The sequence below is a fragment of the Pseudomonas sp. MF09156 genome (assembly GCF_059862305.1).
Genome location: NZ_JCBCUR010000002.1, coordinates 340,500 through 356,399, shown reverse-complemented (window position 1 = coordinate 356,399; position 15,900 = coordinate 340,500). Strand labels below are relative to the sequence as shown.

At 61.8% G+C, this 15,900-nt stretch carries 11 protein-coding genes; 3 read left to right on the top strand and 8 right to left on the bottom strand.

The features are described 5' to 3' along the window. Position 1: 1 nt before the first annotated feature. The 3 genes from AC19YY_RS07400 to AC19YY_RS07390 all read right to left on the bottom strand — a co-directional run bounded on the left by AC19YY_RS07400 (position 2) and on the right by AC19YY_RS07390 (position 3,964). Positions 2-2,491: a fimbria/pilus outer membrane usher protein gene (locus tag AC19YY_RS07400; RefSeq protein ID WP_500604014.1), complete on the bottom strand. Its 2,490-nt coding sequence runs from the start codon at positions 2,489-2,491 to the stop codon at positions 2-4. After that, positions 2,481-3,173: a fimbria/pilus chaperone family protein gene (locus AC19YY_RS07395; RefSeq protein ID WP_170057555.1), complete on the bottom strand. Its 693-nt coding sequence runs from the start codon at positions 3,171-3,173 to the stop codon at positions 2,481-2,483. Before AC19YY_RS07395 ends, AC19YY_RS07400 begins: the two co-directional genes overlap by 11 nt. A gap of 143 nt (positions 3,174-3,316) precedes the next feature. Next, complete coding sequence (locus AC19YY_RS07390; protein WP_170042098.1) at positions 3,317-3,964, bottom strand: DUF1120 domain-containing protein; 648 nt, start codon at positions 3,962-3,964, stop codon at positions 3,317-3,319. Between the two features lie 480 nt (positions 3,965-4,444). Here AC19YY_RS07390 and ppx point away from each other — a divergent pair, with 480 nt between their 5' ends. Then, positions 4,445-5,947, top strand: a complete 1,503-nt coding sequence (gene ppx, locus AC19YY_RS07385; protein WP_500604013.1) for an exopolyphosphatase — start codon at positions 4,445-4,447, stop codon at positions 5,945-5,947. Between the two features lie 3 nt (positions 5,948-5,950). Here the strand turns inward: ppx and AC19YY_RS07380 are convergent, their stop codons facing one another. The 3 genes from AC19YY_RS07380 to hemB all read right to left on the bottom strand — a co-directional run bounded on the left by AC19YY_RS07380 (position 5,951) and on the right by hemB (position 10,848). Continuing rightward, complete coding sequence (locus AC19YY_RS07380) at positions 5,951-7,360, bottom strand: amidase family protein (RefSeq protein ID WP_170042269.1); 1,410 nt, start codon at positions 7,358-7,360, stop codon at positions 5,951-5,953. A 233-nt stretch (positions 7,361-7,593) separates the two neighbouring features. Beyond that, a complete protein-coding gene (gene ppk1, locus AC19YY_RS07375) occupies positions 7,594-9,816 on the bottom strand; it encodes a polyphosphate kinase 1 (RefSeq protein WP_169955031.1) in 2,223 nt (740 codons plus the stop codon). An 18-nt stretch (positions 9,817-9,834) separates the two neighbouring features. Next, entirely contained in the window at positions 9,835-10,848 is a 1,014-nt protein-coding gene (gene hemB, locus AC19YY_RS07370; RefSeq protein WP_169955032.1) for a porphobilinogen synthase, read from the bottom strand. 218 nt (positions 10,849-11,066) lie between these two features. Between hemB and AC19YY_RS07365 the strand changes: the two genes are divergently transcribed. Then, positions 11,067-11,711 carry a DedA family protein gene (locus AC19YY_RS07365; RefSeq protein ID WP_169955033.1) on the top strand — a complete coding sequence of 215 codons (645 nt, stop codon included), beginning with the start codon at positions 11,067-11,069 and terminating at the stop codon, positions 11,709-11,711. On the opposite strand, the gene AC19YY_RS07360 is transcribed toward AC19YY_RS07365, so the two are convergent. Then, positions 11,692-12,927: a sterol desaturase family protein gene (locus tag AC19YY_RS07360; protein ID WP_500604012.1), complete on the bottom strand. Its 1,236-nt coding sequence runs from the start codon at positions 12,925-12,927 to the stop codon at positions 11,692-11,694. The genes AC19YY_RS07365 and AC19YY_RS07360 overlap by 20 nt on opposite strands. A 114-nt stretch (positions 12,928-13,041) precedes the next feature. Here AC19YY_RS07360 and elbB point away from each other — a divergent pair, with 114 nt between their 5' ends. Next, positions 13,042-13,707: an isoprenoid biosynthesis glyoxalase ElbB gene (gene elbB, locus AC19YY_RS07355; protein WP_432754770.1), complete on the top strand. Its 666-nt coding sequence runs from the start codon at positions 13,042-13,044 to the stop codon at positions 13,705-13,707. Between the two features lie 63 nt (positions 13,708-13,770). Here elbB and AC19YY_RS07350 read toward each other — a convergent pair whose 3' ends face one another. Then, complete coding sequence (locus AC19YY_RS07350) at positions 13,771-15,669, bottom strand: FTR1 family protein (protein ID WP_169955036.1); 1,899 nt, start codon at positions 15,667-15,669, stop codon at positions 13,771-13,773. Positions 15,670-15,900: the final 231 nt, after the last annotated feature.

Genomic DNA, 15,900 nt, shown 5'->3' with positions numbered 1-15,900 from the left:
TTTACAACCCTTGGCAGGTGGCCGAGGCGGTTTCATAAAGTTTGTCATTGGAGGGCTCTGGCTCAAGGTTCAGTTGCAACAGGCAGGGTTTGGTCGAATCCGGCAATTGGACACTCAGGGTTTGCTGGGGCTGGCTGTCATTCAGGAAGATCAGGCCTTCGCCCACCACGCTGGTCACAAAGGCCTTGTCGGTGCCAAACACAGCAGCTCCCTGGGGTAACGTGCGCCCATGCTGATCACGGGCAGTCAATAGAACATGGCGGGCACTGACCACCTGGAATTCCACGGTATTGAACGAGCCGCGTGCAGCCGCCAGGGTTTGGGTGCCGTTCTTGAGGTCGACGCGCTTGGGCAGCGACTGGGTCTGCACTTGGAGGTGGCTGTTGCTGTACGCCGGTAGCCCAGGAATGACCGCTTGGCCGCGATAGTCGGTCCAGACCGGGCCCTGGGGCGTCTCGACCTTGGCGCCCGAGATATTCCCCACCGACAGCAGGCCGAACGTGTCCTGTACCGGGTAGGGCGAAAAAGTCAGCCCTTGCCCATGGGCCACCACGGCGCCCTGCAATTGCCCGGTGTAGCTGGTTCCCGAGGCGTCGCGGTTCACTCCCGCACCTATGCGGGTGTAGCGCGGCATGACATCGACCCGCCCGTGCACCGATTGCTGGCGGTCCGTCAGATCGCGCTCGGCTCCAACCTCATAGTCCACATACTCATTGACCCGTTCCGACAAGGATGTGCCGATATCGGAGCGGCCATTGCGCCGACTGGCGTAGGAGGTCAGGCGACGGCTCTCGCCAAAGGGCAGGCTGACCTGCAGGCGCAGGGACATCCCTTGCGAGGGAAGCTCCTCATTGGCGGCATAACGGCGTTTTCGGCGGCGCGACGGGCCGGTTTGCGAGTCGGCGATCAACGCGACATCAACCTCACTGAAACGCCTGTTCCACGACGCGAATACGTGTTCGGCACCCTGCCCGTCAAACTGGGTGCTGCGCGAATAGCTGAGAGATAGCGCGCCAAACAGCGGCTCGGCCCAACTCAGCCCGGCGGTGTACTGGCGCTGGAAACGCGCATCCAGAAAGTCCTTGTTCGAGACGGCGCCTGCCTCCAGGACATCCCGATAACCTCGGCTCTGGGTAGTAGCACTCAGGTTCACTTCAACCCCGGCGCCCAACGGGCTGCCCAGCGACACGGCATTGCGCGTGCCGCCCACGCCACGGACCTGGTCACGCGACATGTTGTGCCTTGCCGTCAGCGAAACCCGCTGGAAAAACACCCGGCTCAACGTACCACCGGCCGCATGATATTCATCTGTCCCCAGCACGCCGAACCCCAGGGCCGTGCCTGCGCCCAGGCCCCAGGTACCGCTGCCCATCGCCACCACCGGTTGCTCCCGGCCACTGACGAGCGTTTCGCGCACCTTGCCCAGGGCAAAGTCGAAGCCAGGCGCCACAGGCACCTGGGCTCCGAACGACGCCGCCGGCACCACGAAACTGCGCTTGCCACCCCGGGTCCCGATGACACTCACGTCCAGGTCACTGGTGCCATTGAGCAGCGGCAGACCGGTCAGGCTGAAGGGGCCTTCAGGCACCAGGGTCGAATAAATCAGTACCCCGGACTGGCGCACCTCAACCCTCGCCTGGCTATGGGCCAGGCCTTCGACCACTACACCGTTGGCGCTCCCAAGGCGCGCCACCCCATCGGGAAAGAATTGGAAGCCCGAAAGCTGGAGCCCACCAAACACCGGGCTGCGGCTGGAAATCTGGCCTGCCTGGAAGGTCGATTGCAGGGCCGCGAAATCGCGCTGGGCGTAGGCATACACATGCTCGCTGCTGCCCCTGCCATTATCGGAAATGTAGAACTGCCGACTGCGCACAACCCAGTTGCCCAGGTTGAACCCCGCCTCGGTATAGGCCGAGACAAACCGGCTGGAGCCATCACGTGCATGGCTGTCGAACCCCAGCACATCGTAATTGAGCATGGCGGCCGTACCGCCCTGGCTGAAGCTGCCCGCCTCCCACTGCGCCTCGCGCAACGATTGCGTGGGCACCACCAGGGATACTTCGTCACTGCCGGGGCGCAACCGCACTATCGTTGCCGGATACTCACCAATAAAGTCATGGCATGCCTGATCGGCCGTGACACCGGCCTGCAAGATCGCCGATGGCACCCGCAAACCGGCCTTGTCCAGCAGCCCTCGGGTAAAGCACAGTTGGCCCTGGTAGTCGAAACGAGCGTCGACCAGCCCCAACGCGGCGCCATTGACCCGCAGCCCGACCACCTGGACACCCTCGCGAAAACGCGCGGCACTGCGAAAGTATTCCGAGACTTTTGGATCAATGCCATGGGTGGTCAGGGCCGCCAGGTCAAACCCCGTCCCCAGCTCGATGGCCACCACCTCCCCATGCCCCCCGAGAAGGCTGGCCAGGCCCATGAACAGCCCCGAACAACGGGCACCACCCGTCATCTTGCCCACCGCCCGGTCAATTCCCATGATCGGCCACATTGGCTTGGTAACTGTCGACGCTGAACCCGTACACAGTCGCCGGCTGCAGGACCACCGAGCTGACGGCGGAAAGGGCGCCCTGGGTCGCGACCGCCAGGGTCTCACCCGGCAGGATGTAGCTGCGCGGCAGGGTCGCCAGCTGTTTGCCCGGCAGCAGTTGCAACTCCAGCGCCAACCGCACTACATACGCACTGTCGTTGTGCACGACCAGGCCACTGCCCTGGCGCTTCCACTTCAGCAGTTCCCAGGGTGCCTGGTGCCTGGCCAGCCCCTTGGGATGCAGGATCAGCGGCAGGTTCTGGCGCAGCGTGATGCCAATGGTCGCCCCGCCGGGGCTGCGGGCCTGGGGGATGCCTTCAAAGGACACGCGTTTCAAGCGCTGGGTCTTGAGCGGCGCAGCGGCGGTGCTGATAAAACGCACCAACTGGGTTTCACCGGCTTCGACCCGGCTAATCGGCGGCGTGACAACCAGCAGCGGCTCTTGATCTTCCGGGATGTTTTCAATCACCGAGTGAAGTAACGCGGGACCCGGATCGGTGTTCTTGAGATTGATCGTCGCTTCACCGTCTTCTTCATAGAGCACGACCACCGTTGTCTCGGGCTGCATGCCATCGGCGAAGGCCATGCCACTTGCGCAAAACAGTAAAGCTGAACAACTCAACAGCGTCACACTCGCTTTCAAAAAACAACTCACAGTGTTTTCTCCGCAACGACCCAAACAAATAGCAAACAAGTGCCCACGCAAAAGCAGCCGACAAGTTCCGGAAGTACCAAGAAAACTTCCGTTGCAATATCGGCTGTTTTTATAAGTGCTTAGATGTAACTAAGTACTAAAGTAGCTCGCCCATCCAGCGTGACATCCCGGGTGAGGTCCAGGTCCTGCGCCTTGTTGATGACCGCCTTGACCGCAATCACACCGGTCAGTTGGGCAACGGCTGCCGGAGTAATGGTCGCGCCATTGCGCCACGAATACTGGCTGGGGGATTGCGCGACTTTGCCATCACTGACCTGCCAGGCGCCGGTGCCCGACCGCATGATCGGGTTCAACACCACCCCTGACGACCTCAGGTCGCGCAGGGTGACCGAGTAACCGCCGGTACGCCGGTTCGATACGGCCCCCAAGCCGAAGTTCTGCGCCTCGGTATAGCCGGCACCGAGGATCCCGGTGACCTTGCTGCTAGCCTGTAGGTCGGTCAGGGCCAGGGCGAACTTGGCCGGGGTGCTGCCGCAGTTGACGGACACCGAGGTGGTTCGCTCCTCGCGAGGGTTGAAGGCGGTCTGGGACAACTCGCCGGAGCGGATGGTCCCGTAGTCGATGATCCCACCACCACCCAGGCTCAGGTTGCAGGAGGTGGGAGTGATCGTCCCCCGCACCACCAGTTGCGCTACGTTTGTTGCCTGGGCAGCGATACTGGCTGCCAGGCAGATAATGCCCATCGTCAAACCCAATGCTTTTTTCATGATCAACCTGTCGTTAGAAAGTGTCAGGCGTTATTTATTTAATCCGGGCAGTTTACCGCCCACCTTTAGTTCCTTGATGAAACACAAAGCCATAAATAAATAACACCACGGCATCATTGCCGAAGGACAGTTTCACCCTGGCCACCACCTAATAAATATAAGACAACACCTTAAACCCTGTGAGACCTGTTAAATACAACCGTCCCTTTTAACAACTATAGAAGTAGTCCGGAGCAAACTAAAGATCAGCATAATTAACGCCGCCATGTAGGAAACCGCATAAGCACTTCAACTTTTGAAAAACTTTATAACCCCCTACATACCACTAGGGAGATGTCATAGGCCGCCCGGGAATTTGCCCTACATTTCCTACAAAACTTGATCGAGAGCAGGGGTAAGACAAATCACCGAGCACTACGCGTTGGCGCCAGCGTTTGATCGTGGCACGATGGCAAGGTTATCGACCGAGATCCCCTACCCATGCCGCAATCCCAAGCCAAGAATCTGTCCCTGATCGCCGCCATCGACCTGGGCTCCAACAGCTTTCACATGGTCGTGGCCAAGGCCCAGAACGGTGAGATCCGCATCCTTGAGCGGCTCGGCGAAAAGGTACAATTGGCGGCCGGGATCGACGATGAGCGCAAGCTCAGCGAAGAATCCATGCAGCGCGGGCTCGATTGCCTCAAGCGCTTTGCCCAACTGATCAACGGCATGCCCCAGGGCGCCGTGCGTATCGTCGGCACCAACGCCTTGCGCGAAGCGCGTAACCGTGGCGAATTCATCCGCCGCGCCGAGGAGATCCTCGGGCACCCGGTGGAAGTCATCTCCGGCCGTGAAGAAGCGCGCCTGATCTACCTCGGCGTTTCCCACACGTTGGCCGATACCCCCGGCAAGCGCCTGGTGGCCGACATTGGCGGCGGCAGCACCGAGTTCATCATCGGCCAACGCTTCGAGCCGCTGCTACGCGAAAGCCTGCAAATGGGTTGCGTCAGCTACACCCAGCGCTATTTCAAGGACGGCAAGATCACCCCGGCCCGCTACGCCCAGGCGTACACGGCGGCGCGGCTGGAGATCATGAGCATCGAACACGCCCTGCACCGCCTGACCTGGGATGAAGCCATCGGCTCATCCGGCACCATCCGCGCCATCGGCCTGGCCCTGAAGGCCGGCGGCCATGGCACTGGCGAAGTGAATGCCGAAGGCCTGGCCTGGCTCAAGCGCAAGCTGTTCAAGCTCGGCGATGCCGAGAAGATCGACTTCGATGGCATCAAGCCAGACCGCCGCGCCATCTTCCCTGCCGGCCTGGCGATCCTGGAAGCCATCTTCGACGCCCTCGAGTTGCAGCGTATGGACCATTGCGATGGTGCCCTGCGTGAAGGTGTGCTCTACGACCTGTTGGGCCGCCATCATCACGAAGACGTGCGTGAGCGCACCCTGGGCTCGCTGATGGAGCGTTACCACGTTGACCTGGAACAGGCGGCACGGGTCGAGCGCAAGGCGCTGCATGCCTTTGACCAGGTCGCCGAGGATTGGGACCTGGAAGACGGGGTCTGGCGTGAACTGCTGGGCTGGGCGGCCAAGGTCCATGAGGTGGGCCTGGACATCGCCCACTACCATTACCACAAGCACGGCGCGTACCTGATCGAGCACTCCGACCTGGCGGGGTTTTCCCGGGAGGACCAGCAGATGCTGGCGCTGCTGGTGCGCGGCCATCGCCGCAATATCCCCAAGGACAAGTTCGCCGAGTTCGGCGCCGAGGGTATCAAGCTGATTCGCCTATGCGCCCTACTGCGCTTTGCGATCCTGTTCCATCACATTCGAGGCACCCAACAGATGCCGCAAGTCACCCTGCGCGCCAATGGCGACAGCCTGGATGTGGTGTTCCCCAAAAACTGGCTGGACGAGAATCAACTGACCCAGGCGGATTTCGCCCAGGAAGCCGAGTGGCTGACGCGGGTGGGGTTCAGCTTGAACGTGCACTGACACCTAGACCCTCTCGGACGACAGCGGTACGCCAGGCCGGAACGCCGGCTCGCGGATGGCCTGCGAGGCCTGTTCATAACCGTGTGCAACCGAGAGCAGCGTGGCTTCACTGTTGCCCGTGCCGCAAAAGTGCAGCGCGGTTGGCATACCCTCCTCATCCATGCCCGAGGGCACCGAGATGCCGGGGTAACCGGCTGCGGCGGCAAAGTAGTAACTGTCGGAGCGGAAGTTCGACACGATGGCATCGAGCCTGTGCTCGCTCAACGGCTTATCGAGGGTGTCCTTGAAAGTCGGCAGGACGGCCGCCCACAGTTGCTCGCGCTGCTCATCCGTCACGTCCAGGCTGTTGATGTGCTCCAGCAACGCCTGGTCCGGCTCCCCGGTTTTCCTGTCACGCTCGTTGAACGCAATCAGCTCAGCCAGCGACTTCACGGGCAACCCTTCCCGGCCGGCCAAGTAGCCTTCCAGGCGTTGCTTGATCCCAGCAAACAGCGCGTCGCTGTATTGATCGTACGTCTCATTCGATACATTCGCGTCCAGCCTGCCTATGGGCACCATGACTGCACCCTTGGACGCGAGCAATGCGAGCGCGTCCTCGTAGTGCTTTCTGTCTGCGCGCAGGGCCGGATTCTGGGCGGCCTGCGGCGACAGCTCAGGCAGCGGGGTGTAGCCGATACGCTTGCCCTGCAAGGCATTGGCCGTCAGGCCGGCGGTATAGCCGGTGGTTTCGGTCATGGCATTGAGCGCTTCGCCAGCATCCCGCACGCTGCGGGTAAACGTGCCCACCGAGTCCAGCCTGGAACTGGTGATGACGCCCTCGGTGCTCACCAGCCCGACCGAGGTTTTCAAACCAACCACGCCGTTGTAGGCCGCCGGGGCAATGATCGAGCCGTTGGTCTCGATGCCCAGTGCCAACGGTACCAGGCCCTGGGCGACCGCCACCGCCGAACCCGAACTGGACCCTGCCACCTGCCCTCCCAGCCGATGGGGATTGAGGGTCTGCCCGCCACGGGAGCTCCAGCCATCGACCGCCACGCTGGAGCGGAAGTTGGACAGCTCGCTCATATTGGTCTTGCCCACGATCACGGCGCCAGCCTTGAGCAGGTTGTCCACAACCTTGGCGTTTTTGGTCGCCGGTGAACCGACCAGCGCACGGGAACCCGCACTGGTGTGCATTTTACCGCTGGTTTCAAAGACATCTTTCAGGGCAATCGGCACGCCGTGCAAAAAACCGCGCACGGTACCGCCGGCACGCTCCTGATCGCGCGCCCGCGCCTGTTCACGTGCATCGGGGTTGACCTGCAGGAACGCATTGCCACCCTGCAAACCCTGGTCGATGTTGGCGATACCTTGCAATGAATCGCGCACCAGCGACTCTGAAGTGACTGCCGCCCGAGCCATGTCGGACGACATGGCCTGCGCACTGCGGTAGCCCTTCGGCGGTGCGGCCAGCACCTCAAAAAAACCCGAGGCTTCAAGCCCGATTCCTACGCCCGATCCGATCATCGAAAACTCCTCAACTGCGCTATACAGGCTATCGCCTGATAGCCCGAGGTCAGTCTAGGAGCGGGAGCCTGGACTCCCCAACCTGGGAAATCTGACGGTGCTGTCCGATTTCTCAGTGGGGGGTGTAGGCCTGGCCGATATCAGCGGACCGTCAGCACCGGGCTGCCCAAGCGCTCCAGCAAGGTTGCCTGGGCACTGCGCGGGTTCTGGTTGCCGGTCGGCGTGTTGCGCACATAGCGCCCGTCCGACTGTAGGCTCCAGCTGTGGGTGTTGTCGGTCAGATAACTCTCAAGCTCTTTCTTGACCCGCATGATCAGCTTCTTGCCTTCCACCGGGAAGCAAGTCTCCACCCGCTTGTCGAGGTTGCGCTCCATCCAGTCGGCGCTGGAGAGGAACATCTGCTCCTCGCCGCCGTTGAGGAAGTAGAACACCCGCGTGTGCTCCAGGAAGCGCCCAATGATCGAACGCACGTGGATATTGTGGGACACGCCCGCGATGCCCGGACGCAGGCAGCACATGCCCCGCACCACCAGGTCGATCCGCACGCCGGACTGGCTGGCCTTGTACAGCGCGCGAATGATCTTCGGATCGGTCAGCGAGTTGAACTTGGCGATGATATGCGCCGGCTTGCCGTCGAGGGCGAACTGGGTCTCGCGGGCAATCATGTCGAGCATGCCCTTTTTCAGGGTGAACGGCGCATGCAGCAGCTTTTTCATGCGCAGCGTCTTGCCCATGCCGATCAACTGGCTGAACAGTTTGCCGACGTCTTCGCACAGCGCGTCGTCGGACGTCAGCAGGCTGTAGTCGGTGTAGAGCTTGGCGTTGCCCGCGTGATAGTTGCCGGTACCAAGGTGCGCGTAACGCACGATTTCACCGGCCTCGCGGCGCAGGATCAGCATCATCTTGGCGTGGGTCTTGAAGCCGACCACGCCATAGATCACCACCGCGCCGGCCGCTTGCAGGCGGCTGGCCAGTTGCAGGTTGGATTCTTCGTCGAACCGCGCACGCAGTTCGATCACCGCCGTGACTTCCTTGCCGTTACGCGCGGCGTCGACCAGTGCATCGACGATTTCCGAGTTGGCGCCGCTGCGGTACAGGGTCTGGCGCACGGCCAGGACATGAGGATCCTTGGCGGCCTGGCGCAACAGGTCGACCACCGGGGTGAACGACTCGAAGGGGTGCAGCAGCAAGATGTCCTGCTTGCTGACCACACTGAAGATGTTCTCGCTGTTTTGCAGCAGCTTCGGAATCTGCGGGGTGAACGGCGTGTATTGCAGTTCCGGGTGGCTGTCCAGGCCGGTGATGCTGAACAGGCGCGTCAGGTTCACCGGGCCATTGACCTGGTACAGCTCGGTCTCGGCCAGGTTGAACTGCTTGAGCAGGTAGTCCGACAGGTGCTTGGGGCAGGTGTCCGCCACTTCCAGGCGGACCGCATCGCCGTAGCGCCGCGAGAACAGCTCGCCGCGCAGGGCGCGGGCCAGGTCTTCGACGTCTTCGGTATCGACCGCCAGGTCAGCGTTACGGGTCAGGCGGAACTGGTAGCAACCCTTGACCTTCATGCCCTGGAACAGGTCATCGGCGTGGGCGTGGATCATCGACGAAAGGAATACATAGTTATCGCCAGCCCCCCCGACCTCTTCCGGTACCTTGATGATCCTTGGCAACAGGCGCGGTGCAGGAATGATCGCCAGGCCCGAATCACGGCCAAAGGCATCGATCCCTTCGAGCTCGACAATAAAGTTCAGGCTCTTGTTCACCAGCAGCGGGAACGGGTGCGTCGGGTCCAGGCCAATCGGGGTGATGATCGGCGCGATCTCGTCACGGAAATAGCGACGAACCCAGGTCTTGAGCTTGACGGTCCAGTTGCGGCGGCGGATGAAGCGCACCTGGTGCTTTTCCAGCTCCGGCAAGAGGATGTCGTTGAGGATGGCGTATTGGCGATCCACATGGCCGTGCACCAGCTCGCTGATACGGGCCAGGGCCTGGTGCGGCTGCAGGCCATCGGCGCCGGCTTGCTCGCGGGCAAAGGTGATCTGCTTCTTGAGGCCGGCGACACGGATCTCGAAGAACTCGTCCAGGTTGCTGGAAAAGATCAGCAGGAACTTCAAACGCTCGAGCAACGGGTAGGACTCATCCAGCGCCTGTTCCAGCACGCGGATATTGAATTGCAGTTGCGACAGCTCGCGATGGATGTACAGGCTGCTGTCGTCCAGGTTCGGAATCACGATAGGCGGTGCCGCCACCACCGGCTCCGCGGTCACGGCAGGCTGCTCGGGCGCAAGCTCCGGCGGGGTTTCGGCCACCTGTTCAACCACCGGGTGCGCATCTTTTACGGCAACTTCTGTGAGTCCTTCGGTATTCATCGAGTGTTCCTGTGAGGGCTATTGTTGCTCTCTAAGCAATTGGGCGGCACGGGCGGCAAAGTAAGTCAGGATGCCATCAGCACCCGCACGTTTAAAGGCGGTAAGGGACTCAAGGATCACGCCTTCACCCAACCAGCCATTTTGAATCGCGGCCATGTGCATGGCGTATTCACCACTGACCTGATAGACAAAGGTTGGCACCTTGAATTCCTCCTTGACCCGATAAAGGATGTCCAGGTACGGCATGCCAGGCTTGACCATCACCATATCGGCGCCTTCGGCCAGGTCCGCCGCCACTTCGTGCAAGGCTTCGTGGCTGTTGGCCGGGTCCATCTGGTACGAGGCCTTGTTGGCCTTGCCCAGGTTCAATGCCGAGCCGACCGCATCGCGGAACGGGCCGTAGTAGGCGCTGGCGTACTTGGCCGAATAGGCCATGATCCGCACGTTGACATGCCCGGCCAGCTCCAGCGCCTCGCGGATCGCCTGGATCCGACCGTCCATCATGTCCGAGGGGGCCACCACCTGGGCGCCCGCTTGGGCATGGGACAGCGCCTGCTTGACCAGTGCGTCGACGGTGATGTCGTTCTGTACATAACCCTCTTCATCCAAGATGCCATCCTGCCCGTGGGTGGTGAACGGGTCCAGCGCCACGTCGGTGATCACCCCAAGCTCGGGGAAACGCTCGCGCAGGGCGCGGGTTGCGCGCTGGGCAATGCCTTCAGGGTTCCAGGCCTCGGCGGCGTCCAGGGACTTGAGCCCGGCCGGCGTGACCGGGAACAGCGCCAGCGCCGGGATCCCCAGTTCAACCCACTGCGCCGCCTCTTCGAGCAGCAGATCAATGGTCAAGCGCTCGACACCCGGCATCGACGCCACCGCTTCCCGGCGATTTTCACCGTCCAGCACAAACACCGGCAGGATCAGATCATCCACCGTCAGTACGTTTTCACGGACCAGGCGGCGAGAAAAATCATCACGACGGTTGCGGCGCAGGCGGGTAGCGGGAAACAGGCGTTGGGCGGGGGTAAAGCTCACGGCAGACTCCTGAGCCCGGCTTGACGGGCGAGCGTGACAGTTATAAGCGGCCATTATGACGAAGGAATGACAGTTGTGCTTACTCATCCAACTGGCATGCGACCTGTAGCCGCATTCATGCTTTACGTAGGAAATGTTCACTTCGTGACACATCTCGATACTTTCATGAATGTTCACGAAGGCGTAGGCTGCGCGTTCATTTCGCCAGCACCCAGACAATGCTCCAACAATTTCTGAATGACTTTGGCTACTTTGCCCTCTTCCTGGGGACGTTCTTTGAAGGTGAGACCATCCTGGTTCTCGCAGGCTTCCTTGCGTTCCGCGGATACATGGATATCAACGTGGTGGTGGTGGTCGCGTTCTTCGGCAGCTACGCCGGCGACCAGCTCTGGTACTTCATGGGCCGCAAGCACGGGCGCAAATTGTTGGCGCGCAAGCCACGCTGGCAACTGCTGGGCGATCGGGCGCTGGAGCATATCCGCCGGCACCCGGATATCTGGGTACTGAGTTTCCGCTTCGTCTACGGCTTGCGTACGGTCATGCCCGTGGCCATTGGCCTGTCCGGCTACCCGCCGGGGCGCTACCTGTTGCTCAACGGTATCGGCGCGGCGATCTGGGCGGCAGCGCTGGGTGCTGCGGCCTATCACTTTGGCGCCGTGCTCGAAGGCATGCTGGGCAGCGTCAAGAAGTACGAGCTGTGGGTCCTCGGCGCCTTGCTGGTGCTCGGCCTGGGCTTGTGGCTGCGCCGGCGCATCCGCAACGCCCGCCTGACCCGGGAAAACTGCGCGGCCGAAAAAGCCCGGCTGGAGCAGGAGCAACTGGCCGAGCCGAAAAAGCCCGAGCCTACGACGCCAATCGAGTAAGCCGGCCCCGGCAACAGTAAAGGCCGATGACACTGAGCAGGCTGTAGCTGGCCAACCCCAGCCAGCCCAGCACGCTGGCGGGCCACAACCCGACCAGCGGCGCCAGCCACACCAACGGCACGTTCAGCCCCAACCGCAGCAGCTCGGCCTTCAAGGCCCACGGGCGATTCTCCAGGGCCACGCCCAGGGTAAACAAGCCCAGTGCCATCACACTCCAGCCCAACACAAGCGCAGCGGTCGGCATGCCTTCGCCGACATTCATCAAATAGCTGCCAAAACCCACATACGCGGCAAATTGCAGGGCGATGTAAATCTGCTGGCGCGTGTCCAGGGGCACCTCGAATTTCCGGAACTGGCTCAGGTCCGGCTTGGCCAGCGGGTACCTGGCCTGGACGTCCGCCGGGCGCCAGCCGGTGCGCATGAACCAGATACGCAGTTTGTCCCACCCATTTTCGGTACGCCGGGCGTCACTCCACAGCTGTGCATAAAACTGCAGGTTGGCCCACAGCGGATTCCAGCTGGCCAGAGGCGTGGTCACGCCAAAGATCACCGGCTCGTTTTCGTCTTCTTCCTGGAACGAGCCAAACAAACGGTCCCAAATAATGAACACCCCGCCGTAGTTGCGATCCATGTAGAGAGCGTTCTGTGCATGGTGGGCCCGATGATTGGACGGTGTGACGAAGAACCATTCGAACCAGCCGAGCTTGGGCACATGGCGGGTATGCACCCAGAACTGGTACAGCAGGTTGAGCGACGCCACGCTGATAAACACCAGCAGCGGCACGCCGACGACAGCCAGCGGCAGATAGAAGACCCAGCTCAGCAAAAAGCCGGTGCTGGTCTGGCGCAAGGCGGTGGTGAGGTTGTAGTCCTCGCTCTGGTGATGCACCGAGTGCGCCGCCCACAGGATATTGCGCTCGTGGCCGCAGCGGTGCAGCCAGTAGTAGCAGAAGTCGTAGAAGACAAACGCGAACACCCAGGTCCAGACGCTCTGGGCCGGCATCTCGAACAGCGCCAAATGCTTGAGGGCGAAGGCATAGGTCAGCAGCCCGACGCCTTTGGTCAACAGCCCAGTGGTGGTGGACAATACACCGGTGCTCAGGCTGTTGATGGCGTCGGCCACCCGGTAGTTGCGCTCGCCACGCCAACGGTCGGCCAGCAGTTCGACCACAATCAGGGCAATGAAAAACGGTACCGCGTAAGGGACGAAGTCCATGGGCCAGTCCGGTCAATTATTGTTACACCAAGATTAGTGCAGTGGCCGGTTGTCCCATTGGCAATGCGCGACAAATAAGTAGACATTTAACGCCATAAATCAGGAGAAATGCCCATGAGCAAAAAGATTGCAGTGATCCTTTCCGGCTGTGGCGTGTACGACGGCGCTGAAATCCATGAAAGTGTTATCACGCTGCTGCGCCTGGATCAGCGCGGCGCCGAGGTCCAGTGCTTTGCCCCGGACATCGCGCAGTTGCATGTGATCAACCACCTCACCGGCGAAGAAATGCCTGAGTCGCGCAATGTCCTGGTGGAGTCGGCGCGCATCGCCCGGGGCGAGGTGAAGGACATTCGCGAGGCCCGCGTGGAAGAATTCGATGCGCTGATCGTGCCCGGCGGTTTTGGCGCGGCGAAGAACCTGTCGAACTTTGCCGTCGAAGGCGCAGGTTGCAGCGTCAACCCGGACGTACTGGCACTGGCCGAAGCCTTTGCCGAAGCGGGCAAGCCGGTGGGGTTGATCTGCATTTCGCCGGCCCTGGCGGCAAAAATCTACGGCCCAGGCGTGACCTGCACCATCGGCAACGACGCCGACACCGCCGCCGCCCTGGACAAGATGGGTGCGACCCACCAGGAATGCGCGGTAGACGAAATCGTCGAAGACAAGGCGCGCAAGCTGGTGAGCACGCCGGCCTATATGCTGGGCAAGAACATCAGCGAAGTGGCATCGGGGATCAACAAGCTGGTGGACCGGGTATTGGAACTGACCCACGAGAACGACTGAACGAGCGAAGCCGATCAAACAGGTGGGAGCTGGCCAGCTCCCACAATTTGACCGCAAGTACCTTCAGGAAGCCGCCACCCGGCGCTTCTCGGCCAAGCGGCTGCGGCTGTACAGCACCACAATCGCAATGATCGCCACGGCCTGGGCACTCAACGAGTACGCATCGGCATGGATGCCCAGCCAGTCGAAGTCAAAGAACGCCACCGGCCGGGTACCGAAAATGCCGGCTTCCTGCAATGCCTTGACGCCATGCCCGGCGAACACCACCGACAGCGCACACAGCAACGCCGCGTTGATGCCGAAGAACAGCGCCAACGGCAACTTCGCCGAACCGCGCAGGATGATCCACGCCAGGCCCATCAGCAGCACCAGCGCCGTGGCACCACCGGCCAATACCGCGTTATGCCCGGCAGGACCGGCCTGCAGCCACAGGGTTTCGTAGAACAGGATCACCTCGAACAGTTCGCGGTACACCGAGAAGAACGCCAGGATCGCAAACCCAAAACGCCCGCCACCGCCGACCAGGCTGCTCTTGATGTAGTCCTGCCAGGCGGCCGCGTGGCGCCGATCGTGCATCCATACCCCCAGCCACAACACCATCACACTGGCAAACAGCGCCGTGCAGCCTTCGAGCAATTCACGCTGGGCGCCGCTGACGTCAATCACATACGCCGCCAGGGCCCAGGTCGCCGCGCCAGCGACCAACGCCAGCGCCCAACCGACGTTGACGCTGCGCACCGCCGACTGCTGGCCGGTGTTACGCAAAAAGGCCAGGATCGCCGCCAGCACCAGGATCGCTTCCAGCCCTTCACGCAGCAGGATCAGCAAGCCCGAGATATAGCTCAACGACCAGCTCAGGCCGTCGCCGCCCAACAGGCCGGCCGCTTCAGTGAGTTTGCCCTTGGCCACATCCAGGCGCTGCTGGACCTGCTCGATTGGCAATCCGTCCTGCAACGACTGCCGATACGCCATCAGGGCTTTCTCGGTGTCCTTGCGCACGTTGGCATCGACGTTATCCAGTGAGCTTTCCACCAGCTCGAAGCCTTCCAGATACGCCGCTACCGACAGGTCGTAGGCCTGCTCGTGCTCACCACTGCGGAACGCCGCAAGGCTCTTGTCCAGGGTCGCCGCGGTGTACTCCAGCAACTGCGCCGGACCACGCTGGACCTGCGGCGGCTGCGCGCGCTGGGCGCGGAACACCCGGACGGCGTCCGGCCCTTCGGCGGCCAGCACCTCTTCCGGGGTCTGGCGCGCCAGGTCGGCCAGGTTGAAGGATTTTTCGCTTTTTGCAGCGGCCGGGTCGGCGGTGAAGCCGGCGATGTAGGTCGCCAGGTCCCAGCGCTGACGGTCATCCAGCTGGTCGGCGAACGACGGCATGTCGGTGCCTTCGACGCCCAGGCCCAGGGTGTTGTAGATGCCATACAGGCTCAGGCGGTCCAGGCGCTGCGCATCGCGCAGGTTGGCCGGCGGCGGGGTCATGCCGACACCGGCCGGGCCATCGCCCGCCCCGGCGTCACCGTGGCACACCGAACAATGCTGGGCGTACAGCGGCGCGCCACGTGTCGGGTCCGGGGTAATGGCCGGCGCCTGGCTGACTTCATAGGCTACCGCCAACTGCGCCCCCAGTTGCCGGGCCTGGCGTGCTACCGCGTTACCGTCCTGATGGCTGGTAACGGCGGCCAGCAGCTCATCGACGCCTTTGACCAGCGCCTCACGCTCGGGCTTGTCCGGCAGTTCTGCCACCAGCCCCTGCAACACGCCGAGAAACTCCACCTGTTCACGGTATTCAGACTCATCGACCACCTTGCCCGCCTGCACCGTCGGCGGATAGTCGGCGCCAATGTAGTCCAGTAAATGCAGGGCCTGGGGCGCACCTTCTGCGGTGGCAGCCAGCAGATTGAAGCTGCACGACACCAACGCTGGCAACAACAGCCAGGCGAGAAAACGGGAGGGGGCAGTCATGAATGAATCTCAGATGGAAACAAGAAGTAACATATTGTCGAATGTTAATGGGTTTGACTCAAGGCGTTAGTGATTGGCGGCTGAAATCTGTGCCCTGGGTAGTGGCACAAACCTTAAACAATGCCGCTGAAAAGCCATTGTTTTGCCAGTAACGAGGCCTATAATGCGCCGCCTTCGTTATCGCGAATCGGCATTTAGGCTCCTCTTTTTATGAGGAATAGGTAGGAAAAA